19 protein-coding genes are annotated in these 23,546 nt (G+C 70.4%); 6 read left to right on the forward strand and 13 right to left on the reverse strand.

Annotation, left to right across the window (positions count from 1 at the left end):
- Positions 1–204: 204 nt before the first annotated feature.
- The 5 genes from rapZ to uvrA form a co-directional block, all read right to left on the reverse strand.
- Positions 205–1,176: an RNase adapter RapZ gene (gene rapZ / locus CACI_RS27785; RefSeq protein ID WP_015794200.1), complete on the reverse strand. Its 972-nt coding sequence runs from the start codon at positions 1,174–1,176 to the stop codon at positions 205–207.
- 5 nt (positions 1,177–1,181) lie between these two features.
- Entirely contained in the window at positions 1,182–3,173 is a 1,992-nt protein-coding gene (gene uvrC / locus CACI_RS27790) for an excinuclease ABC subunit UvrC (protein WP_015794201.1), read from the reverse strand.
- A 92-nt stretch (positions 3,174–3,265) separates the two neighbouring features.
- Positions 3,266–3,823 carry a hypothetical protein gene (locus tag CACI_RS27795; RefSeq protein ID WP_015794202.1) on the reverse strand — a complete coding sequence of 186 codons (558 nt, stop codon included), beginning with the start codon at positions 3,821–3,823 and terminating at the stop codon, positions 3,266–3,268.
- Between the two features lie 223 nt (positions 3,824–4,046).
- Positions 4,047–4,526 carry a Rieske (2Fe-2S) protein gene (locus CACI_RS27800; protein WP_015794203.1) on the reverse strand — a complete coding sequence of 160 codons (480 nt, stop codon included), beginning with the start codon at positions 4,524–4,526 and terminating at the stop codon, positions 4,047–4,049.
- Between the two features lie 164 nt (positions 4,527–4,690).
- Positions 4,691–7,849 carry an excinuclease ABC subunit UvrA gene (gene uvrA, locus CACI_RS27805; protein ID WP_015794204.1) on the reverse strand — a complete coding sequence of 1,053 codons (3,159 nt, stop codon included), beginning with the start codon at positions 7,847–7,849 and terminating at the stop codon, positions 4,691–4,693.
- Between the two features lie 171 nt (positions 7,850–8,020).
- Here uvrA and CACI_RS27810 point away from each other — a divergent pair, with 171 nt between their 5' ends.
- From CACI_RS27810 to CACI_RS27825, 4 genes are all read left to right on the forward strand, one after another.
- Positions 8,021–8,791, forward strand: a complete 771-nt coding sequence (locus tag CACI_RS27810; RefSeq protein ID WP_015794205.1) for a maleylpyruvate isomerase family mycothiol-dependent enzyme — start codon at positions 8,021–8,023, stop codon at positions 8,789–8,791.
- Positions 8,792–8,800: 9 nt separating this feature from the next.
- Entirely contained in the window at positions 8,801–9,409 is a 609-nt protein-coding gene (locus tag CACI_RS27815; RefSeq protein WP_015794206.1) for an MBL fold metallo-hydrolase, read from the forward strand.
- Between the two features lie 112 nt (positions 9,410–9,521).
- The gene (locus CACI_RS27820; RefSeq protein ID WP_015794207.1) at positions 9,522–10,178 is read left to right on the forward strand and encodes an MBL fold metallo-hydrolase; all 657 of its coding nucleotides are present in this window, start codon (positions 9,522–9,524) and stop codon (positions 10,176–10,178) included.
- A 153-nt stretch (positions 10,179–10,331) separates the two neighbouring features.
- Positions 10,332–10,904 carry a hypothetical protein gene (locus CACI_RS27825; protein WP_041540498.1) on the forward strand — a complete coding sequence of 191 codons (573 nt, stop codon included), beginning with the start codon at positions 10,332–10,334 and terminating at the stop codon, positions 10,902–10,904.
- Between the two features lie 54 nt (positions 10,905–10,958).
- Here CACI_RS27825 and CACI_RS46140 read toward each other — a convergent pair whose 3' ends face one another.
- Positions 10,959–13,496: a serine/threonine-protein kinase gene (locus tag CACI_RS46140; RefSeq protein ID WP_015794209.1), complete on the reverse strand. Its 2,538-nt coding sequence runs from the start codon at positions 13,494–13,496 to the stop codon at positions 10,959–10,961.
- A gap of 166 nt (positions 13,497–13,662) precedes the next feature.
- Between CACI_RS46140 and CACI_RS46145 the strand changes: the two genes are divergently transcribed.
- Positions 13,663–14,397 carry a DUF1275 family protein gene (locus CACI_RS46145; protein ID WP_190276638.1) on the forward strand — a complete coding sequence of 245 codons (735 nt, stop codon included), beginning with the start codon at positions 13,663–13,665 and terminating at the stop codon, positions 14,395–14,397.
- A 49-nt stretch (positions 14,398–14,446) separates the two neighbouring features.
- On the opposite strand, the gene CACI_RS27840 is transcribed toward CACI_RS46145, so the two are convergent.
- On the reverse strand, positions 14,447–15,727 hold the full coding sequence (locus CACI_RS27840; RefSeq protein ID WP_015794211.1) for a chitinase: 1,281 nt from the start codon (positions 15,725–15,727) through the stop codon (positions 14,447–14,449).
- Positions 15,728–16,011: 284 nt separating this feature from the next.
- Between CACI_RS27840 and CACI_RS27845 the strand changes: the two genes are divergently transcribed.
- A complete protein-coding gene (locus CACI_RS27845; protein WP_015794212.1) occupies positions 16,012–17,277 on the forward strand; it encodes a carbohydrate-binding protein in 1,266 nt (421 codons plus the stop codon).
- Between the two features lie 276 nt (positions 17,278–17,553).
- Here the strand turns inward: CACI_RS27845 and CACI_RS27850 are convergent, their stop codons facing one another.
- The 6 genes from CACI_RS27850 to CACI_RS27875 all read right to left on the reverse strand — a co-directional run bounded on the left by CACI_RS27850 (position 17,554) and on the right by CACI_RS27875 (position 23,538).
- Positions 17,554–18,108 (reverse strand): TOPRIM nucleotidyl transferase/hydrolase domain-containing protein, encoded by a 555-nt coding sequence (locus tag CACI_RS27850; protein ID WP_015794213.1) that lies wholly within the window; start codon positions 18,106–18,108, stop codon positions 17,554–17,556.
- Between the two features lie 25 nt (positions 18,109–18,133).
- Complete coding sequence (locus CACI_RS27855) at positions 18,134–18,598, reverse strand: hypothetical protein (RefSeq protein ID WP_015794214.1); 465 nt, start codon at positions 18,596–18,598, stop codon at positions 18,134–18,136.
- Positions 18,599–18,852: 254 nt separating this feature from the next.
- Positions 18,853–19,701 (reverse strand): SDR family NAD(P)-dependent oxidoreductase, encoded by an 849-nt coding sequence (locus CACI_RS27860; RefSeq protein ID WP_015794215.1) that lies wholly within the window; start codon positions 19,699–19,701, stop codon positions 18,853–18,855.
- Between the two features lie 5 nt (positions 19,702–19,706).
- Entirely contained in the window at positions 19,707–21,206 is a 1,500-nt protein-coding gene (locus CACI_RS27865) for a flavin-containing monooxygenase (protein WP_041540500.1), read from the reverse strand.
- 254 nt (positions 21,207–21,460) lie between these two features.
- Positions 21,461–22,741, reverse strand: coding sequence for an NADH-quinone oxidoreductase subunit D (locus tag CACI_RS27870; RefSeq protein ID WP_015794217.1), 1,281 nt, complete (start codon positions 22,739–22,741; stop codon positions 21,461–21,463).
- Positions 22,742–23,109: 368 nt separating this feature from the next.
- Positions 23,110–23,538 (reverse strand): DUF5990 family protein, encoded by a 429-nt coding sequence (locus CACI_RS27875; RefSeq protein ID WP_015794218.1) that lies wholly within the window; start codon positions 23,536–23,538, stop codon positions 23,110–23,112.
- Positions 23,539–23,546 lie beyond the last annotated feature (8 nt).

The raw sequence follows: 23,546 nt of genomic DNA on the forward strand, positions 1-23,546 counted from the left end.
CGGGCAGCGGCGGCGGGACCGTGCCGCCGAGCGGGTTCCCGCCGGGCGGAGCCGCGTGAGCACCGGAAACCGCGTGAGCGCCGGGGACAGCATTCGTGCCGGGAGCCAGGGGGGTCGCCGGGTCCGGGCGGAACAGGTTCCCCGAGATGGTCGGAACCACCTCGTTCTGTATGACGCGCCTGGAATCCGCCCGGTCGCCCGGGATCACTCGCGACCCATGTCGCGGTGCACCACCTGGGTGTCCACGCCCTCGGCGGACAGCCGCGCGGCGATCTGCTCGGACATCGCGACGCTGCGGTGCTTGCCGCCGGTGCAGCCGATCGCCAGGGTCATGTAGCGCTTGCCCTCGCGGCGGTATCCCTCGGTGATGATGTTCAGTACCTCCGCGTACCGTTCGAGGAACTCCTTGGCCCCGTGCTGGGACAGCACGTACCCGCTCACCTCAGGGTCCTGACCCGTGCGCGGACGGAGCTCGGGCACCCAGTGCGGGTTTGGCAAGAACCGTACATCCGCGACGAGGTCGGCGTCGACGGGCAGTCCGTACTTGAATCCGAAACTCATCACGGTCGCCCGCAGCGGCACCTCGCCGGGGTCGCCGAACGCCGACTCGATGGCCGTGCGCAGCTCGTGCACGTTGCGTGCCGAGGTGTCGATCACCAGGTCGGCCTCGCCGCGCAGCTCGCGCAGCAGTTCGCGCTCGCGCTCGATGCCGTCGGTGACCCGGCCCTCGCCCTGCAGCGGATGCGGCCGGCGCACGCCCTCGTACCGGCGGATCAGCACGTCGTCCTCGGACTCCAGGAACACGATGCGGTGGTTCAGCCCGGCCGAGTCCAGCTCGTCCAGGGTGCTGCGCAGCGTGTCGAAGAACGCCCGGCCGCGCACGTCCACCACGAAGGCCAGCCGGTCGGTGCTGCGCGACTCGCGCATCACCAGGTCGATCATCGGCGCGATCAGCGTCGGCGCCAGGTTGTCGACCACATACCAGCCGAGGTCCTCGAAGATCTTCGCCGCGGTGGACCGGCCGGCTCCGGACATGCCGGTGACGATCACCAGCTCCGGAGCGTGCGGTCCGTCCTGCGCCGCGTCGTTCCCGGCGTCCTCGGAGCCTTCCGGCTCCTGGACCGCCTGGTCCGGCTCGTCCTGCGCGTCCCTGCCGCTCGGCCTGTTCGCCCTCACGCCCGTCACTCCTCGTCCGGCCCGTTCCTGCTCTCTCCCCCGTCCAGGATCTCACCTGTCGCGGCGTTCACAGCACGACTTACCGGAAGCTCTGCGAGCGCCGAGTGGATCTGCCGCGCGGTGGCAGGCCCGATACCAGGCACTTCAGCGATTTCTGCCACTTGTGCCGCGCGCAGTTTGCGAAGTGTTCCGAAGTGGGCCAACAAGGCTTTGCGCCGTACTTCCCCCAGACCGGGCACATCGTCCAGGGCGCTGGCGACCATGGACTTGGAGCGCTTCTGCCGGTGGAAGGCGATGCCGAAGCGGTGCGCCTCGTCCCGGACCCGCTGGAGCATGTACAGGCCCTCGGAGCTGCGCGGGAGCAGGACCGGGTCGTCCTCGTCCGGCAGCCAGACCTCCTCCAGGCGCTTGGCCAGGCCGACCAGGGTGACGTCGCTGATCTCCAGGTCGGCCAGGGCCCGCGCGGCGGCCGCGACCTGCGGCTGGCCGCCGTCGACGACGACCAGCTGCGGAGGATAGGAGAATTTCTTGCGATCGCCGATGGTCGCGTCGATCAGCTTCTCCTCCTCCTGTTCCTTCAGGAAGGCCTTGAAGCGGCGGGTGATGACCTCGTGCATGTTGCGCACGTCGTCGTTGGTGGCGCCGTTCTCATCGGAGCCCTTGATGGTGAAGCGGCGGTACTCGCTCTTGCGCGGCAGACCGTCCTCGAAGACCACCATGGAGGCGACGACGTTGGTCCCCTGCAGGTGGGAGATGTCGTAGCACTCGATGCGCAGCGGCGCCTGGTCCATGCCGATGGCGTCGGCGAGTTCCTGCAGCGCGACCGAGCGCGTGGTCAGGTCCGAGGCGCGGCGGGTCTTGTGCAGCGCGAGGGCCTGCTTGGCGTTCTGCGCGACGGTCTCCATCAGCGCGGCCTTGTCCCCGCGCTTGGGGATCCGGACCTCGACCTTGGCGCCGCGCCGCGCGGACAGCCATTCCGTTATGGCCTCCACGCTGCCGGGCAGCTCCGGGACCAGGATCTCGCGCGGCACGGTCTCGGTGTCGATCCCGGGCTCGCCCTGCTCGGAGCCGTAGAGCTGCTGCATGAAGTGCTCGACCAGGCCGGCGGTGTCGACGTCCTCGACCCGGTCCACGACCCAGCCGCGCTGCCCCCGGATCCGTCCGCCGCGCACGTGGAACACCTGGACCGCGGCCTCCAGCGGGTCCTCGGACAGCGCGATGACGTCGGCGTCGGTCCCGTCGCCGAGTACGACAGCGTTCTTCTCCAGGCTCTGTTTCAGGGCTTGGAGATCGTCGCGCAGGCGGGCCGCCTTCTCGAACTCCAGCTCCTTGGCAGCCTCCTTCATCTCCTCTTCCAGACCCCTGATGTAGCGGTCTGTGCGCCCGGCCATGAAGGACACGAAGTCGTCCACGATCTCCCGGTGCTCCTCGGCGCTGACCCGGCCCACACACGGCGCGGAGCACTTGCCGATGTAGCCCAGCAGGCACGGCCGCCCGGTCTGCGCGGCGCGCTTGAACACCCCGGAGGAGCAGGTCCGGATCGGGAAGACGCGCAGCAGCGAGTCCAGCGTCTCCCGGATCGCCCAGGCGTGGGAGTACGGGCCGAAGTAGCGCACGCCGGGCCGCTTGGGACCGCGCATGACCTGCGCGCGCGGGAACTCCTCGCCGACCGTGACGGCCAGGGAGGGGTAGGACTTGTCGTCCCGGTATTTGACGTTGAAGCGCGGCTCGAACTGCTTGATCCAGGTGTACTCCAGCTGCAGCGCCTCGACCTCGGTGGCCACGGTGGTCCACTCCACGCTGGCCGCGGTGGTGACCATGGTCTGGGTGCGGACGTGCAGGTTCGCCAGGTCCTGGAAGTAACTGGTCAGGCGCGAGCGGAGGTTCTTGGCCTTGCCGACGTAGATCACCCGGCTGTGCGGGTCACGGAATTTATAGACGCCGGGCGAGGTCGGGATCTCGCCGGGTTTCGGGCGATAGGTTGCCGGGTCTGCCACAGGGGAAAGCCTACGCGGCCGGGGGGACACGACGGGGTGGCTGGTGCCTGTCCGGCGTCTGTCCCCCCGATGCGGGGTTCTGGGTCACCCGCTCACAAGCAGACGGGTTCGGTGACGAACTGCGTGCTCCCCTCGGTCAGCACGCCGACGACACAGCGCGCGGTCGGCGCCATCGGCGCGACCGGCTGGGAGTACGGCCAGGCGAAGGTGTTCTCGCTCTGCGGGTCGAGCACGAACGCGCCGTTGTCGTCGTCCCCGCCGCCCTTGACCGCGCCGGTCTTGTCGGCCCAGCGCCAGTGGAAGCGCAGGCTGCCGGCGCGCGGGCCGTCGACCTTGAGGTAGCTGTCGCGGACCATGCTCACGGTGCGCTTGGCCGCGTCGCCGCAGACCTCGACGACCAGCAGGTTCTTGCCCGTGCCGAGGCGGTGCAGGCCCAGGCCGAGGTAGGTGCCGTGGTCGTGGCACACGGTGATGGCCATCGGCGAGGGAGTCGGGGCGGCGGGCGCGCCGGCGGTGCGGCCGGGGACGGCGCCGGTACCGGTGGAGCCGGAGCCCGTCCCGCTGGCCGAGACCGGCCCGGCGCCCAACAGCGCCGCCCCGACCAGCGTCATCCCGACGGCGAGAGCCCTGCGGAACCTGCGGATGCTCACTGTGATTGTCTCCCTTGTGCGGTGGTCGGCGACCACGGTCACTAGGGGTATCGGACGCACCGCGCGGGCGCTGAACAGGGCAGCGGGTCACCCGATCGGGGCGAATGACGGGATGTTTCTTTGTTAGGTGCCGCGACGGTCACCCTTACGCGTCACCGGGTTCCGCCGCGGCGCATACGCCCTACTTCGCCCGCCCTATTTCGTCTGCCCTACTTTGCCCGCCCTACTTCGACGCGCCGGTGACGTCCACGTTCTCGCCGTTCACCGCGGCGGTCATCGCCGACAGCGGCGAGGTCGCCGGGCCGTTGATCACCGAGCCGTCCGTCGCGCTGAAGACCGAGCTGTGGCAGGGGCAGACGATCCGGTTGTTCGTGACGCTGGCGACCGTGCACCCCTGGTGCGTGCACACCGCGGTGAACGCCTTGTACTGCCCGGCCTCCGGCTGCGTCACCACGACCAGGTTCGACTTGTCGATGTAGCCGCCGCCGACCGGCACCGAGGACACCGGCACGGACACCGAGCCGTTGCCGCTGCCGCTGCCGCTGCCGCCGCCGCTCCCGGAGGACGAACTCTTCGACGACGAGCTGCTGGCGCACGCCGCGACCGTGCCCACCCCGGCCACCGGCACCGCGACCAGAGCGGCGGCCTTCATGACGGACCGGCGGCCCGGTCCCGACTCCTCGACCTCAACGTGATCAGACATGGGCAGTAGTCCATCATGCCCGTCTGTGAGAATTCTTTGAGGCTCCGCCCTACGGCGTCTGCGCGCCGGGAAAGGGCATCTGAGCAGGGAAGACGACGGGCCCGCACCGATCGTCACCGATCAGTGCGGGCCCGAGATCGCCGCTGTAGCTTGTTCGCCGCGCTCTACTTCTTCGCTGCGGCCTTCTTGGCCGGCACCTTCTTGGCGGCCGCCGACTTGGCCACTGTCTTGGCTACTGCTGTCTTGGCCACCGACTTGGCCGCCGCCGGAGCCTTCGCGTTCGACGCCGCCGCCGTCTTGGCCGCCGGTGTCCGGCCGGCCGCCGTCTTCTTCTTCGCTGCCGCGCCGGCGCTCGCGGCCGCCGCGGCCTTCGGCGCGTTGCTCCGCTTCGCCGCCTCGATCGCCTTGGCGACCTTCGGCTTGCGCGCCTGCGCCGCGGTCAGCGCGGCGGTCGCGGCGTTCGCCTCGCCGTGCAGGATCGGCTCCAGGAAGCGGCCGGTGTGGCTGTCCGCGACCTTCGCCACGTCCTCCGGCGTGCCCTCGGCGACCACGATGCCGCCGCCGCGCCCACCCTCCGGACCCATGTCGACCAGCCAGTCGGCGGTCTTGATGACGTCCAGGTTGTGCTCGATCACGATCACCGAGTTGCCCTGGTCCACCAGCCGCTGCAGGACCCCGAGGAGCTTGTTGATGTCCTCGAAGTGCAGGCCGGTGGTCGGCTCGTCCAACACGTAGACCGTGCGGCCGGTGGCCCGGCGCTTGAGCTCGGCGGCCAGCTTCACGCGCTGCGCCTCGCCGCCGGACAGCGTCGTCGCCGACTGCCCCAGGCGCACGTAGCCCAGGCCGACGTCGACGAGGGTCTGCATGTGCCGGGAGATCGCCGGGACGGCCTCGAAGAACTCCGCGGCCTCCTCGATCGGCATGTCCAGGACCTCGCCGATGTTCTTGCCCTTGAAGTGGACCTCCAGGGTCTCCCGGTTGTAGCGCGCGCCGTGGCAGACCTCGCAGGGCACGTACACGTCAGGGAGGAAGTTCATCTCGATCTTGATCGTGCCGTCGCCCTGGCAGTTCTCGCAGCGCCCGCCCTTGACGTTGAAGGAGAACCGGCCCGGCTGGTAGCCGCGGACTTTGGCCTCGGTGGTGTTCGCGAACAGCTTGCGGATGTGGTCGAACACGCCGGTGTAGGTGGCCGGGTTGGAGCGCGGGGTGCGGCCGATCGGCGACTGGTCGACGTGCACGACCTTGTCCAGCAGGTCCACGCCGTCCACCCGGGTGTGCCGGCCGGGCACGGTGCGCGCGCCGTTGAGCTCGCGGGCCAGCGTGGAGTACAGGATGTCGTTGACCAGGGTGGACTTGCCCGAGCCGGACACGCCGGTGACCGCGACGAAGACGCCGAGCGGGAAGGCGACGTCGATGTCGCGCAGGTTGTTCTCCCGCGCGCCGCGCACCACCAGCTGCCGCTTCTTGTCGATCGGCCGGCGCATCGCCGGGATCTCGATCCGGCGCCGCCCGGAGACGTACTGGCCGGTCAGGGAGTCCTCGGAGGCCAGCAGGTCCTCCACGGTCCCGGAGACCACGACCTGCCCGCCGTGCTCGCCGGCGCCCGGGCCGATGTCCACGACCCAGTCGGCGATGGCGATGGTGTCCTCGTCGTGCTCCACCACGATCAGGGTGTTGCCCAGGTCGCGCAGCCGGATCAGGGTCTCGATCAGCCGGTGGTTGTCGCGCTGGTGCAGCCCGATGGAGGGCTCGTCGAGCACGTACAGCACGCCGGTCAGGCCCGAGCCGATCTGCGTGGCCAGCCGGATGCGCTGGGCCTCACCTCCCGCCAGGGTGGCGCTGGCGCGGTCCAGCGAGAGGTAGTCCAGCCCGACGTCGACCAGGAACTGCAGGCGCTCGTTGACCTCCTTGAGCACCCGCGCGGCGATCTGCGCCTCGCGGTCGGTGAGGGTCAGCTCCCGCAGATACTGCGCGCACTCCCCCACCGGCAGCGCCGCGATCTCGTCGATCGAGCGGCCGCCCTCGGAGCGCTCGCCGCCGAGGGTGACGGCGCGGATGACCGGCTTGAGGCGGGTGCCGTCACAGGCCTCGCACGGGACCTCGCGCATGTAGCCGGCCAGGCGCTCGCGCGCGCTGTCGCTGTCGGACTCGGCGTAGCGCCGGGTGATCCAGGGCTTGACGCCCTCGTAGGTGGTCTCCCACGCGCGCTTGGAGCCGTGCCGGTTGGTGTAGCGGACCGTGATCTTCTTCTTGTAGCCCTCGAGGACGACCTTCTGGGCCTTCGCCGGGATCCGCCCCCACGGCGTGTCCATGGTGAAGCCGATCTCCTGGCCGAGCGAGGTGAGCACGTGGCCGAACCACTGCGAGCCCATGGAGGGGTTGCCCCAGACCGTGACCGCGCCTTCGGCCAGGCTCTTGTCCGGGTCCGGGATCACCAGCTCGGTGTCCACCTCCAGCTTCACGCCCAGGCCCGAGCAGGTCGGGCAGGCGCCGAAGGGGGAGTTGAAGGAGAACGAGCGCGGCTCGAGCTCCTCGAAGGACAGGTCGTCGTAGACGCAGTACAGGTGCTCGGAGTACATGCGCTCGCGGTTCGGGTCGTCCTCGGCGAGGTCGACGAACTCCAGCGTGATCATGCCGCCGCCGAGCTGCAGCGCGGTCTCCACCGAGTCGGTCAGCCGGCGCTTCGCGCTGGCCTTGACCGAGAGCCGGTCCACCACCACCTCGATGGTGTGCTTCTCCTGCTTCTTCAGCGTCGGCGCCTCGGTCAGCTGCACCACCACGCCGTCGACGCGGGCCCGGCTGAAGCCCTTGGCCTGCAGCTCGCCGAACAGGTCGACGTACTCGCCCTTGCGCTCGCGGACCACCGGCGCCAGGACCTGGAAGCGGGTGCCCTCCTCCAGCTCCAGGACGCGGTCCACGATCTGCTGCGGGCTCTGCCGGGCGATCGGGCGCCCGCAGACCGGGCAGTGCGGACGGCCGGCGCGCGCGTAGAGCAGGCGCAGGTAGTCGTACACCTCGGTGATGGTCCCCACGGTCGACCGCGGGTTCTTCGAGGTGGACTTCTGGTCGATCGACACCGCAGGGGACAACCCCTCGATGAAGTCGACGTCGGGCTTGTCCATCTGCCCGAGGAACTGGCGGGCGTACGCCGACAGCGACTCCACGTATCGCCGCTGGCCCTCAGCGAAGATCGTGTCGAACGCCAGCGAGGACTTGCCCGAGCCGGACAAGCCGGTGAACACGATAAGGGCGTCCCGGGGGAGGTCTACCGAGACGTCCTTGAGGTTGTGCTCCCGCGCGCCGCGGACGATCAGCCGATCCACTAGTGCAACCTTCCTGAAGACATGACTCGCACTGATGCTAGACGGGGGCTCTGACAAGTTCGGGTTTCCGCCTCCGACACCGGGAAATCCGTATCGGCTCTCGCAGATCCCCGAGGCGACACTTCAAGACCGGTGTGGCACCAGGGCCCCGGGTACGGAAGAGTTACCGCCGTGACCGAATCACCGACCATCCCCGCCTCCTTCGACGCCGCCGCGGGCCTCGAGCAGATCACCGAGGCCACCGCGCACCTGCTGGCGACCGTCGCCGATCTCACCGACGACGACCTGCGCGCGCCCTCCTTGTGCGAGGGCTGGACGCGCGGCCATGTGCTGACGCACATCGCCCGCAACGCCGACGGCCTGTCCAACATGCTCAACACCGCGGCGACCGGTGAGGTCACGCCGATGTACGCATCCGATGCCAAGCGCAACGCCGACGTCGAGGCCGGCTCTTCCCGGCCGGTCGCGGAGCAGGTGGCGGACCTGCGGGAGTCCGCCGGACGCTTCGCCGAGGCCTACGCCGCCGCCCAGGCCGCGGGCCGCTGGGACACCCCGGTGTACCGGACGCCGGGTGCGACACCGTACCCGGCCCACCTGGTGCCCGCCAAACGGCTCGGCGAGGTCCTGATCCACCACGTCGACCTGGACCTGGACTTCACCCCGGCGCACTGGTCGGACGCCTTCACCGACCAGTGGTTCGCCGACACCCTGGCCCGCTTCCAGGACCGGGACGACTTCCCCGCGCTGCGCCTGGACGCCGAGGAGGAGGACCACGTCTACGGCGTGAAGGCGGCGCCGCACGACCGCGGCGTGGTGGTGGTGCGCGGACCCAAGCGCGCGCTGCTGGCCTGGCTGCTCGGCCGCGCCGGCGGCGACGGACTGGTCGCGGTGATCCCGGCCGGCGGCCGCGGACCGCTGCCGAAGCTGCCGGCCTGGGCCTGAGGGACGCCGATGACGTACCACGGCATCGTCCACGCCGGCGGCCCGCCGGCCGTCCACGAACTCGCGCAGCTGATCGTCACCAAGATCGCGGTCGGCCCGCACGCCGCGAACTGCTACCTCCTGCGCGACCGCCTCACCGGCGAGCAGCTCCTCATCGACGCCGCCGACGACGCCCCAGTCCTGATCCAGCTGGTCAACGGCGACCTCGCGGCCGTGATCACCACCCACCCCCACCGCGACCACTGGCGCGCCCTCGCCGAGGTGGCGGCAGCCACCGGCGCGGCGACGATGGCCGGCACCCACGACACCGGCGCCATCGAGGTCCCCACCACAGTGCCCCTGGCCGACGGCGACAAGATCCCCCTCGGCCGCTCCCACCTGACAGCCATGCATCTGGCCGGCGACACCCCCGGCGCTCTGGCCCTGCTGTACGACGATCCCAAGGGGCATCCGCACCTGTTCACCGGCGACTGCCTGACCGGCGCCGAGCCGCACGCGCCGAAGCCGGCCGAGCTGCTGACCGGCGCCCTGGCCGCGCTACCGGACGAGACGTGGGTGTACCCGGCGCGGGGGAACGACTCGACGCTGGGCGCGGAGCGGGGCGGGTTGGGAGTTTAGGGCTGCGGGCTCGGGCTGCCGCTGCTGCCTTGTTGGGAGGTGATGGCGGCGGCCCGGTCTGTTTCGCTTCAGTTACACCTATACATCCCCCAATTCCAATGAATGGACCGGCATGCCCGACTACACCGGCGAAGTCACCCAGGGCGGCCCGCCCGCCGTCCGCGACCTGCCCGCACTGACCATCACCAAGGTCTCGGTGGGCCCGGCGGACAACAACGCCTACCTCCTGCGGAGCAAGAGCACCGGCGCCAGCGTCCTGATCGACGCCGCCAACGAGGCACCCACCCTCCTGGCCCTGATCCCCGACGGCCTCCAGGCGATCATCACCACCCACCGCCACGGCGACCACTGGCAAGCCCTGGCAGCCGTCACCACCGCCACCGGAGCCCCCACCTACGCAGGCCGCGCCGACGCACCAGCCATCCCCGTCCCCACCACCACCCCGGTCGACGACGGCGACACCCTCCACATCGACGACATCGAACTCACCGCCATCCACCTGGTCGGCCACACCCCCGGCAGCATCGCCCTGCTCTACCAGGTCCCCACCGGCACCCCCCACTTGTTCACCGGCGACTGCCTCTTCCCCGGCGGCGTCGGCAACACCTTCGGCGACAGCAAGGCCTTCACCACGCTGTACGACGGCGTCGTGACAAAGATCTTCGACCGCCTCCCCGACGACACCTGGGTCTACCCCGGCCACGGCAAGGACACGACGCTGGGCGCGGAGCGTCCGCAGCTGGCGGAGTGGCGCAAGCGGGGTTGGTAGCCGGCAGCCGCGAACCCCAATCGCGGTATTGACAATCGGTGATGACTCAGATCGTTTCGGTAACGATCTGAGCCGACCGGCCGGTAGCAGCCGGGAGGTCGCCGTACCGTGGCGCTGTCGCACGGGGGATCAAAACATTCCTTGGGGGGAATCATGGATCAACGCGACACGCAATCAGGGCTGCCATTCGGCACGCCGTCCGACGAACCGCCTCAGCCCGCGCCGTCCTACGCACCGCCGTACGCACCACCGCAGCGCGCATCGTTCTACGTTCCGCCGCAGCGGATGGCGGACAAGCCGACCGTCCGGCGCCGCACCGCGATCATCGGCAGCGCCGGAGGCCTGGTCCTCGGCATCGCCATCGGCGCCGCCGGAGGCGGCACCGCGAAGACCGGCGACACCGCGGCCGGTACGCCGCCGGCGGCGAAGACGACCGCGGCACCGATACCGACGGTGGTGTTCTCGACCTCTGGCAACGGCATCAAGAAGACCGCGAGCTTCACCACCGGGCCCGAATGGTTCGTCACGTACACGTTCGACTGCTCCAACGAGTACGGCGGCAAGGGAAACTTCATCCTCGGCGTGGACACCGACTTCGGCGGCGACCTCGCCGACTCACTCGCGGCCGAGGGTGGCGACACCAGCTACGAGCATGGCAACCCAGGCTCGCACTACCTGTCAGTGAACTCGGAATGCGACTGGACGTTGAAGGTGAGCAACGACTGACCGCTCCCGCGAACAACGGCCCGGCCACCCCTCTCCGGGTGGCCGGGCCTCACCTCACATCTTCCAGAAGTACAAGACCGCGTTCTGGTCGTTTCCGCTCCCGTCGCGCTTCACCGCGGCGGCGAGCAGGGTGCCGTCGGGGCTGAACGCGAGGTCCTCGACGAAGCCGCTGTCGGCGGCCAGGCGGGCGACTTGGCGGGGCTGGGCGGCGTCGGTCATGTCCCAGACGGTGGCGGCGCCGGTGCGGGCGTCGCCGACGGCGATGACGGGGAGCTTCGGGTGGAAGGCCAGGGCGCCGGAGGTGGTGGGGAGGTACCAGACCTTGGTGGGGGTCTGGGGTTGGGTGAAGTCCAGGAACTGGAGGTCCTGGCTGTTGGAGTCGGCGCTGACCATGCCGACGGCGAGCATGTGCCAGGGTCCGGTCTCGGCGGCGTAGAGGGCTGAGCCGATCCTCGTCGTCGAGTCGTCGCCGGTGTCGTACCAGGGGGTGGAGGTGACGGGCTGGACGTTGTGCGGGTCCGCGGCGTTCCAGAGCTGGAACTTCGGGGAGCCGCCGCCGGATGTCGTCGTGGCTATGTACTTGTCGGCGTGGGTGAACAGCGCGTACTGCAGCGTCGCGTCGTCGGCGGGGGTCAGGGCGCTGAGTTGGCTGGGGTTGGTCTTCGGGTCGCTGACGTCCAGGACGCAGCTGCCGGTGTTGTTGTCGGCCACGGCGACGACCAGCTTCGTGCCGTCGTGGTTGAAGGCGACGTCGGCGACCTTCTGGCCGTTGACGTTCGGCACGCTCGCCTGCTGCACCGGGTTCTTCGGGTCGTGCACGTCCACCAGCGACAGACCGCCCGCGCCGCCGAGCACCAGCAGGTTGCGCTGGGCGTTGTAGTCCAGGTGCAGCATCGGCTGCAGGTTCCCGTCGGACAGCGGCACCGGGATGCTGGAGGCCTTGTGCGGCCCGGCGGGGTTGGACACGTCCACGATCTGCACGCCGTTGGCGTCGTCGGCGACGACCAGCGCCGCACCGTTCGCGATCCACTGGATCGCGATCGTCGGCTGCCCGGCGACGTCCAGCGAACCCACCGGCGTGCCGGCCGGCTTGATCGTGACCTGCGAGCCGCCGGCCGGTGCCTCGGCGCCGGAGGAGGACGCGGTCGTCGCCGGGGTGCCGGCGGAGGTCTCCGGCGCCGAGGAGGTATCAGAGCTCGACGGTGCCGAGGTGACCGCGGCGGCCGAGCTGCTGGCCGCGACGTCCGCGGCGCTGCTGCTCTTAGCGAGCGGGGTACTCGCGCCGGACTTCTTGCCGCCGCCGCCGACCGCGGCATACGCACCGCCACCGGCCGCCACGACACCGGCCAGGCCGCCGACGCCGAGCAGCAACTTGCGCCGGGATATGCGGGAGCCGGGCTTGTCCGGGCCCTGAGTCGACGACGCCGACCCGCCCCGACCGCCGAACTCCTCGGGGACGACATGGGTCGGGGAATGGGCGCCGACCTCGGTCGGCGGGTGGGTCGGATTCGGCATCGGAATGTGCTGAATCGGGATGGGAGCGGGAGTGGAAGGAGTGACAGGAGCAGGAGCCGGAGTCGGAGTGTGCGGAGTCGCCATCGCCGCCTGCTGAATCCCAGGCACCTCAGTAGGCTGATTCGCCACGGCCGCCGCGTCGACCACCGTCGGCTCCACTGCCGGCACCGTCGCGGCGACAGTGGCAGCAGCAGCCGCACCGACGCCAGAAGCGGCCGTCCCGGCAGCCTTAGGCGCCGGCAGCATCCCCTCCAGCGCCTCGCGCACCACCTGCGCCCCGGCGGGCCGCGCCGCCGGATCCTTCGCCAGCAGCGCCAGCACCAGCCGGTCCAGCTCCGGCGGCAGCCCGGGCCGGTGCCGGCTCGGCGGGTCCGGCGTGCCGTTCAGCTGGAGCTGCACGGTCCCGAGGAACGACTCGGTGACGAACGGCGGCCGGGCCGTGACCAGGAAGTACAGCAGACACCCGAAGGAGTACAGGTCGCTGCGGGCGTCCGCGGGCTTGCCGGCCGCCTGCTCCGGCGACATGTACTCCGCGGTACCCATCACCGTGCCCTCGGCCGTCAGGCCGGCGCGCGTCGCGTTCTCCTCGACCACGCGGGCGATGCCGAAGTCGAGCACCTTCAGCGCGCCGTCGTCGGTCACCATCACGTTGCTCGGCTTGATGTCGCGGTGGACCACGCCGGCCCGGTGCGCCACCTCCAGCGCCGCGCACACCTGCGCGCCCCACGTCAGCACCCTGCGGGAGTTGCGCTCGTCGTTGCGGACGGCGGCCAGCGTGCGGCCCTGGAGCAGCTCCATGACCAGATACGGCACGTCGCGCCCGTTCAGGTCGCCGTGCCCGTAGTCGTGCAGCGTGACGATCAGCGGGCTGGACAGCCCGCCGGCCACACGCGCCTCACGCTCGAACCGCGCCACCGCCTCCTCGCTCATCCGCAGATCGAGCAACAGCTTCACCGCGACGTCGCGCCCGATCCGCTGGTCCCGACACCGCCACACCTCGCCCATACCGCCCGCGCCGAGCCGCTCTTGAAGTAGATAGCGGCCGTCGAGCACCAGCCCCGTCAGATCGCCCTGCATGGCCGGTCATTCTGTCAGGTCACCGGGGGATAGTGGAATCACAGGAGCGTGCCAGTCTGACCGGACCAGAGCGCCGCGCGTCTCCTGGCTGTCTGCCGGCTGCCTCTTGGCTGCCTCCTGGCGCGCCTGCACCGCCCGCGCCCGGGATCGCGCCATCCTGATCTCCGTGGCGCGATTGTGGAAGGTGCCCGGGACCGCGGGGCTGATGGTGCTGCTCACGGCTGTCGCGGGGTGGGTGGACTCGGTCGCCTACGTGCGCTCCGGCTCGGTGTTCGTCGCGAACCAGACCGGCAACGCGGTGTTCCTGGCGGTGCAGGTGGCAGAGCGCTGGGTTCCGGGGGTGCACCCCGCGGGCGTCGTCACCGAGCCCGACACCTACGGGCCCTTCTCCTCGCTGCTCGGCTTCTGCGTCGGCGTCGCGATCGCGGTGCCGCCGCTGCGCCGCTCGCGCCGCGCCGACGACCCCGAAGTCCCCTGGATCCTGCTGGTGATCGAGGCGCTGCTGCTCGCCTCAGTGATCGTGCTCGCCTCCGCGCCGCGTGAACTGCGGCTCGGGGTGGAGGCCGCGGCGATGGGAGTGCAGAGCGCTTACGCCGCCGGGGTCGCGATGCGCGGGGTCTCGACCACCACGCTCACCGGCACGCTCGTGACGCTGATCTCGGCGTTCGCCGAGGAGCCGGGACGCCGCGCGCGCAAAGCCATCGTGCTGCTGACGACGGTCTGGGCCGCTTACACGATCGGCGCCTGGGGCGGCGCGGCAGCCGGGCTGTCCTGGTCGATCGGGACGGTGCACGGTTGCGCCGCCGCGGCCGTGGCGCTCGCGGCGTTCGCCGTGTGGCGGGACCGGCGCACCCGGCAGGACCGGCACGACCGGCGAGAAAGCCGCCGCCGCCCGGCCTGAGCGGACCGGGCGGCGGCAGCGACGACTGACACACCAGCGCTGAAGCGTCTCAGCAGGCGCCGTCGTCCTTCCAGATGTTCCATGCGATGGCCGAGCCCGGCGTCACACCGGTCGACCAGTACGTCGCGGTCCACGAGTGGCCGTTGTACGACACGACGTCGTTCGGCACGTACGAGGTGCTCGCGCTCCACGGCGCGGCCGAACAGCTACCGCCGCCGGTGGTTCCGCCAGTGGTCCCGCCGGTCGTTCCACCGGTGGTCCCGCCCGTCGTGCCACCGGTCGTGCCGCCCGTGGTCCCGCCGGTCCCGCCACCGCTACCGGTGTACGGGACGAACGCGTCCGCGAAGGCCAGCTTGGCGTTGCCCACGCCGCTGCACGTCGAGGAGGCACCGCCGCCGGACCCGCCGGGGCACGGCTGGTCGCGGTCGATCGACCAGTACGCGAGCCGCCCGACGCCGTTGGCGGAGGCGAACTGCTCGACGGTGGCGGCGTTGGCCGCGGTGAACACCGAGCCGTCGTCGTTCACGCCGATCATCGGCGTGATGCCGACGTTGGCGTAGGTGTAGCTGGAGTCCACGGCCTTCATCTGCGCCAGCGTGCTCTGCGCGGCCTTGACCGCCGCCGCGCCCATGTCCTGCTGGCCCTGGTAGTAGTCCATGGTCATCAGGTTGACCACGTCGATCTTCACGCCGTTGTTCTTGGCGGTCTGCAGGATGTTGACGCCGTCCTGCGTCAGACCCGAGGGCAGCACCGGCAGCGTCATCGAGAACTGCAAGCCGGGGTTGGCGGACTTCAGCGCCTTCATCGCGGTGAAGTTCCGCGCGGCCGCGCTCTGGTCGGCCACGGCGGCGCCCTCGACGTCGAAGTCGAGCTGCTTCACCCCGTAGTCGCTGATGATCGCCTGATAGCCGGCCTGGATCGAGGACTGGTTGGTGCAGGTCCAGGCCAGCGCCTCGCCGGCGGCGCCGCCGGAGGAGATGATGACCGAGGCGCCCTCGGACTTGGCGCGGGCGATCTCGGGGTCGGTGAAGGAGTCGTTGCCGACCGGGAGGGTGTCGCCCCACTCCTGGTTGCAGCCGACGCCGATGATGAAGGCCGCGGTGTAAGCCTTCAGGCCGTGGCCGGTGATCGCGGTGTCCAGGACCGGCTCCTGGCCGTTGGACATGTCGACGTACGGGGCGACCGAGAAAACGCTGCTGCCGGCGGCCGCCGCCTGCGGGCTGGCCGAGGCGCTGTGCGACAGCGCGGTGGCGGTGGCGGCTATCGCGGCGACGAGCAGTGCGCCGGACCGCACCGCCATGCGGCGGCGGCCCGGGCCTGGGGTCTTCATGGGAGAGTCGTACCTTTCCGTGTGGGGGCAGGAAGGTGACAGTGCGGGGCGATGTAACCGCCCTGACACACAAAGTGGATTAGACCACTCGCCGCTGTCAAGGGTCTACACCACTGATCTTTTCTCGCAGGTCAGCCGAGCGATCACCCGCGCTTGACCGTTATTTGCCGGGCCTTTACCCGGAACCCTTGACGGGGAGCTGGTCTAGTCCAATCATGATTCGCGACTCCGGAGTCTGAACATCCTCCCTCCCTCTCCCTCCCCGCCACTCGTTCGGAGACCCCATGGCAACCGCGAGTTTGAAGCGGCGATTGGCCTTGCCCACAGCGGCACTGGCTCTCGCCGCCGGCACCACGATGGCGCTCGCCGCCACCGGCCACGCCGCGCCCGGCACGGCCGCGCTCAGCAGCACCTGGTACGCCTCGGCGCCGTATCTGATGCCCGAGGACAACTCCCCGCCGGACATCTCAGCGGTCATGGACGCCACCGGGCAGAAGGCCTTCCAGCTGGCGTTCATCCTGGCGCCCAACGGCGGCGGCTGCTCGGCGACCTGGGGCGGCACCAGCCCGATCGGCTCGGACACGACCATCCCGGCGGTCATCAGCACCATCCGCGGCAAGGGCGGCGACGTCTCGGTCTCGGTCGGCGGCTACGGCGGCACCAAGCTGGGCCAGACCTGCGGCAGCGTCGCGGCCACCGCGGCGGCCTACCAGCAGGTCATCAGCACCTACTCGCTGCACGCGATCGACTTCGACCTCGAAGAGCCGGAGTATGAGAACACCGCGGCCATCGCCAACGAGCTCGGCGCCGCGCAGACGCTGCAGCGCAACAACCCGGGGCTGTACGTCTCGGTGACGATGCCGGGCACCTCCGCCGGCACCGGCTGGTTCGGCACGCAGCTGCTGGACCAGGCGCACTCGATCGGGTTCGCGCCGAACAACTTCTCCATCATGCCCTTCGACGGCGGCTTCAGCGGCGCGGCTTCTCAGGTCTCGGCGCTGGAGGCCTTCCACGGGCTGCTGGAGTCCCACATGGGCTGGGACTCCACGACCGCCTACCAGCACGAGGGCGTGTCGATGATGAACGGCCGCACCGACGCGGCAGAGTTCTTCTACCAGTCGGACTTCCAGACCGTGCTGAACTACGCCACCAGCCACGGCCTGGCGCGCTACACGTACTGGTCGGTGAACCGCGACCGGCAGTGCAGCCCGCCGGACAACAACGGCACCCTGTCCGGCAGCTGCTCCTCGGTCCCGCAGAACAACTGGGACTTCACGAAGTTCACCGCGCAGTTCGCGGGCGCGGCCACCCCGCCCCCGCCGCCGCCGACCTCCAGCACCCCGACCACCACGCCCCCGAGCTCACCGACCTCCTCCACCACCGGCGGCGGCGGCGGAACCTGCACCGCGGCGGCATGGAACTCCTCCACCGCGTACACCGGCGGCCAGAAGGTCTCCTACAACGGCCACCAGTGGACGGCGAAGTGGTGGACCGAGGCCGACATCCCCGGCGGTTCCGCCGGCGTGTGGACCGACAACGGACCCTGCTGACCTGCCGACCCTGCTGACCCGACGAACGCGCGGACGCCGACGCCGGCTCCCAGTGCCACCACCGGCGCCGGCGCCCGCGCCCCAGCCGGACCGCCCGCCACGGTTCCGGTGAGTTCCCTGATGCCCCGCACGCCGACCCCGCTGCGGGGCATCAGGCTTTTGGTTCGGGTGCTTTGGCTCGGGGTGCTTTTGGTTTTGGCGCCTCTAATTTTTTTCCGGCTCACGCCAGCTCAGCGAGCACGATCCCGAGCGACGTTCTGCGCGCCACTCTCCCGCTCAAGCCAACTGCGCCAGCACCGCATCCAGCGGATACGGCACCTGCTCCAGCGGCACCGTCTCGACCAGCAGCCGCGCCCAGCGCTCCTTGCCGCCGGTGCGGCCGCCCATCATGCGGCGCAGCTGGTGGACCAGGCTCTTGTCGCGCATGGCCGGCTGGCGCTGGAGGGTTCGGAAGGAGCGCTCCTCCCCCTCGGCGACGACCAGGCGCAGGACTTCGTCGGCGCCGACGGCGCGGATGAGTTCGTCCTCCAGATCGGCGCGGCAGACGAAGAAGCCGAGCTCCTCCAGGTCCTCGGTCTTGGGTCCGGGGTCGAAGCCGGCGCGTTCCAGGCCGAGGCGGAAGAAGCGTTCCTCGGCCTCGTCGAACAGGCCGGCCAGGAGCACGCCGCAGCCGGCGGGACCGTAGTCGTGCAGGTAGCGCGCGGCGTTCGTGGCGCCGTCCATGGCGACCACCTCGATGCCCTCGGCGGGCAGGTCGCGGCCGCGGCGCAGGGCCAGCGCGCGCAGCGCCGCCTGGTCGCTCACTCCCTCGACGAGGATGGCCGCGCGCATGCGTCGAGGATAGATCAGCGGCCGATCAGATGCTGAGGATAAGCGCCACGGGCACCACCACCAAGATCATGGCCACCAGCAGGTACAGGCTGAACAAAGCGCCGTAGCCCGCCAGGTGGCGCAGGGGATGCGCGGGCACGGCCGGCTCGGGACCCTCGTCGGGCACCTCGCCGTGCCGGGCGCCGTGCACCGCCAGCACGACCACTCCCGCGGCGAGCCAGCCCAGCACCGCCCCGCGCACGTCCCCGCCGATGCCGCCGGGTCCCCAACCGGAGGCCCAGTACAGCGCCCAGGCGCCGGCCGCGGCCACCGGCGGCCACACCAGCAGCGCGATCTCGTGCGCGGCGGCGTGCAGCGCCTCGGCGGACCACACCACACCGCGCCGCTCACCCCGCGTCCGCAGCCGGCTCCACGCCAGCCACAGCGGCAGGAGCACCGGAAAACAGATCGCGGAGACCACACGGGCCGGGACGGACAACACGCGCGCCATGCCGGTCACCGTAGGGCTGCGGCGACACGCGCGGGATCGGAATTGCTACCTCAGCGACTACGTATTCGACCCTTGATACAGTGCTCTGACTTTCCCCCGCCCCTGGACGATCGGTCCCCGCGGATCGAAGCTCTAAGGAAACCATCCCGATCCGAGGAGTCGCACATGTTCCCCATGGGCCTGGTCATCCTCATCGCCGCCGTCGTCACCGTGGCGCTGGCGTTCATCTGCCTGATCGACGCACGCTCGGATCGCTAGCGGCGCGGACGCCGGTCACCGGCACGCGGGTTCACCCGCACGAACAGATCCCAATACGTCGCGGGGAACAGCCGGGCCAGCACGTCCGGCACGCGCGCCGACAGCGCGATCAGCACCCTGCCGCGCCGCTGCCGCACGCCCTCGATGATCCGGGTCGCGGCGCGGTCGGCGGGGTAGGTCAGGACCTTGGTGAAGGCGCGCATCGCCTTCACGCTCTGCTCCTGGTCGGCGCCGGCGGCGACGCGCGCGTCCAGCGCGATGCGGGTCTTGATGCCGCCGGGGTGCACACACGTCACGCCGACCTCGCCGGTCAGCTCGTGGCGCAGCGCCTCGGTGAAGCCGCGCAAGGCGAACTTGCTGGCCGAATACGCGCTCTGCCCGGGCGGGGCGATCAAGCCGAACAGGCTGGAGGTGTTCACCACATGGCTGCCGTCCGACTCACGCAGCCGGGGCAGCAGCGCACGCGTCAAGGCCACCGGGGCGGCGAAGTTGACCGCCATCACCCAGTCGAACTCCTCGGCGGAGGTCTCGGCGAACGTGCCCGCCAGCGCCACGCCGGCGTTGTTGATCAGCAGGTTGAGAACCGGTTCGGCGTCGAGGATGTCGGCGGCGAGCTTGCCGACCGCGGCGGCGTCGGACAGGTCCGCGACGAAGGTCCGCACTCTGGTTTCCGGACGCCGCCGCGTCACGGTCGCGGCAACCGTCGTCAGCCGCTCGGCATCGCGGTCCACCAGCACCAGGTGCGTGCCGCGCAGCGCCAAGCCGTAGGCGAGCTGCTCCCCCATCCCGCCGGCGGCGCCGGTCACCACCGCGACCGCGCCGTTGAAGCGGAACGGCGCCATCATCGGCGTCACGAGCTCACCCCTGCCTTCTCACGCCGCGTGGGACGCAGCGTCCGGTCCAGATCGGTCCGCATCGTAGTTGCCGCGTCCAGAATGTAGTTCTGGCGCACCCGCCACGGACTGCGGTGCCCGGAGCGCGGGAACTCCTGGATCGAGCGCTGGATGTAGCCCGAACTCAGGTCCAGCAACGGCCGCTCGCGCAGTGTGCCGTCCGGGACCGGGACCACCGAGGAGTACCCGCGCGCCTTCATGTGGTTCAGCACCTTGCAGACCAACCGCGAGGTGAGGTCGCCGCGCAGCGTCCAGGAGGCGTTGGTGTAGCCGATGCACACCGCGAAGTTCGGGATGCCGGTCACCATCGCCCCGCGCCACACGAACTGCTTGGCCAGCGGCACCTCGACGCCGTCGACGCTCGGCGCGATCCCGCCGAGCGCCAGCAGCCGCAGCCCGGTGGCGGTGACCACGACGTCCGCCTCGAGCACCTTGCCCGAGACCAGCCGGATGCCTTCGGGCATGAACGCCTCGATGTGGTCGGTGACCACGTCCGCCTTGCCGCCGCGGATCGCGCGGAAGAAGTCGGCGTCCGGCGCCGCGCACAGCCGCTGCTCCCAGGGGTTGTAGGTCGGCGTGAAGTGCTCGCGCACCATCTGCTCGTCCTTCAGGAACCGGTTCGCCAGCTTGGTGAGCATCTTGCGCGCGGCGGCGGGCCGGCGGCGGCAGAACTGGTAGACGCCGATGGTGAAGGCGATGTTCTTGGCGCGGATGATCCGGTGCGCGACCCGCGGCGGCAGCACGGCGCGCAGCTGGTCGGCCAGCTTGTCCCGGCCCGGCACGGCGCCGATCCAGCTCGGCGAGCGCTGCAGCATCGTGACGTGCTCGGCGTCCCGCACCATCGAGGGCACCAGCGTGACGGCGGTCGCGCCGCTGCCGATGATGACGACGCGCTTGCCGGCGTAGTCCAGGTCCTCGGGCCAGAACTGCGGGTGCACGACGGTGCCCTGGTAGTCGGCGACGCCCGGGAAGTCGGGGGTGTAGCCGCTGGCGTAGTCGTAGTACCCGGTGCAGGAGTACAGGAAGTCGCAGGTCAGCGTGCGGCGCTCAACGGCGGCATCGGCGGCATCGGCGTCGGCGGCATCAGCGACGCTCTGCTCGACGGTGACGGTCCAGCACGCCTGCTCGCTGGACCAGTCGGCGGCTACCACCCTGGTCCGGAAGCGGATCTTCTCCTCGATCCGGAACTGCTCGGCGGTGCTGCGGATGTAGTCCCGGATGGTGTCCCCGTCGGCGATGGACTTGGCCTCGCGCCAGGGCCGGAAGGCGTATCCCAGCGTGAACATGTCGGAGTCCGACCGCACGCCGGGATACCGGAACAGGTCCCACGTCCCGCCGATGGCGTCCCGGGCTTCCAGGATCACGTAACTGCGCTCTGGGCATTCGGTCTGCAGCCGGTATCCGGCTCCGATCCCGGACAGACCCGCGCCGACCACGACCACGTCGAAGTGCTCCATGCCCCTCAGTGTGGCCGAGGATGGTTTACGCGACAAGGGTTTGTGTAAAGAAGATGTCCGGCGTGTCGCTAGCCGAGATGCCGGCCGTGCAGGCGGTGCTTGCGGATGTGGGCGATGGTGCGATGGCGGCGGATTTTGCCGTGGCGTCGCCGGAGTTTCCGCTTCTGGTTCACCGACGTCCCCTTTCGCAGAGTTCGACTGACTCGAACCTAGTCACGGGACGTGCCCAGTCAATACCTGTGCGCGATGGCGAGTCAGCGGTCCGCGCCGCCCAGCACCGGATCCACCGAGGCCACCACCGCCACGACGTCCGCGAGCATGCCGCCCTCGGCCATCGCCGACACCGCCTGCAGGTGCGTGAACGAGGGGTCGCGCAGGTGCACGCGGAACGGCCGTGTGCCGCCGTCGCTGACGACGTGCGCGCCGAGTTCGCCGCGCGGGGACTCCACGAAGGAGTACACCTGCCCGGCCGGCACCACGAAACCCTCGGTGACCAGCTTGAAGTGGTGGATCAGCGCCTCCATCGACTGCGCCATGATGTGGCGGATCCACTCCTCGGAGTTGCCCAGCCCGTCGCCGCCGAGCGACAGGCGCGCCGGCCAGGCGATCTTCGGGTCGGCGAGCATGACCGGTCCGGGTTCCAGGCGGTCCAGGGCCTGCTCGATGATGCGCAGCGATTCGGTCATCTCGTGCAGGCGCACCAGATAGCGGCCGTAGGCGTCGCAGCCGGTGTCGGTCGGTACCTCGAAGTCGTAGGTCTCATAGCCCAGATACGGGTCCGACTTGCGCAGGTCGTGCGCGAGTCCGGCGGCGCGCAGCACCGGGCCGGTGACGCCGAGCGCCATACAGCCCGGCAGGTCCAGATACCCGACGCCCTTGGTGCGTCTGACGAACACCGGGTTGGCGCTCAGCAGGCGTTCGTAGTCCAGGATCCGTTTGGGGAACTCGACAATCAGGGCTCTGATCTGCTCGACGACGCCGTCGGGGAGGTCCTGCGCGAGCCCGCCGGGACGGACGTAGGCGTGGTTCATCCGGTTCCCCGTGACCGCCTCCAGGACGTCCAGGATCGGCTCGCGGTCGCGGAACCCGTTGGTCATCACCGTCATCGCGCCGAGTTCCATGCCGCCGGTGGCCAGGGCCACCAGGTGCGAGGAGATGCGGTTCAGCTCCATCAGCAGGACCCTGATGACGTTCGCGCGCGGCGGCACGTCGTCCTCGACGCCGAGCAGCGCCTCGACCGCGCGGCAGTAGACGGTCTCGTTGAACAGCGGCATCAGGTAGTCGGCGCGGGTCAGGAAGGTCACCGCCTGGGTCCAGTTCCGGTACTCCAGGTTCTTCTCGATGCCGGTGTGCAGGTAGCCGATGCCGCAGCGGGCCTCGATGACGCTCTCGCCCTCGATCTCCAGGATCAGGCGCAGCACGCCGTGGGTCGAGGGGTGCTGCGGTCCCATGTTGACGACGAGGCGCTCTTGGCCGTCGCCCCCGGCTCCGGGGGTGCGTTCGGCATCGCGCAGGACTTCGTCCCAGTCGTACACATGGGGCGTTTTTCCCTATTGGCAGCGATGAAACTGTTATGCGATGCGCTGGCGGGGCGAGTCTGGAATGGCGCAGGTCGGGGCGGGTGCGCGCGGTGCCCTGAATGGGGGAGGCCCGGTCACCGTCAGCGATGCTCAACTCCCTCGGGCGCGGCACCGCCGGAGACGCCCGGTTCGCGCGTATATTCGAAGAAGCGGACTGCCGCCGGGTGTCCTGCATGTACTACCTGGCGGTGCCGGCGCGGGTGGGGCGCGGGTTCGCGCGGCCGCTCGTGCCGGCCCTGGGCGGTCGGCGTCCCGGTTCGCCGGGGCGGCCGGCCGCCGCTTCTTCTCCCCACTATGTCAGGCCTCTGATTCGGGGAGTCTCATCACGGGGCGCCGACGGTCCACTCCACCGCCGGCGGCAGCAGCCGGGCCACGACCGGACCACCCTTGCGTCCGGTCAGCCCGAGGCGGGCCCGCAGCGCGCCGGCGGCGACGCCGGCGTCGAACACGTCCTGCGGGATGCCGGCGATCATCAGCTTCGAGCGGCAGAACATGGTGTAGCCGCCGTCCTCGCCGACGCGGTTCCACGACAGGTAGACGAAGCGTCCGCCGATACCGTCCTGGACGTGGCGGCCGCGCAGCGTGCGCTCGCCGCGCTTGGTGGTGAACGGCTCGACCGTCAGATCCCACACCGCCTCGGCGGCGTCGCCGGCCACCGGGTCCAGCAATTCCGCCGGCTTGTCCCTGGCCTGGACCGCGACCACGACGCCCGGCAGGCCCGGCAGCTCGCGTCCCTCGATGCGCAGCAGCATGTGACCAT

The sequence above is a fragment of the Catenulispora acidiphila DSM 44928 genome, assembly GCF_000024025.1.
Classification (GTDB): domain Bacteria; phylum Actinomycetota; class Actinomycetes; order Streptomycetales; family Catenulisporaceae; genus Catenulispora; species Catenulispora acidiphila.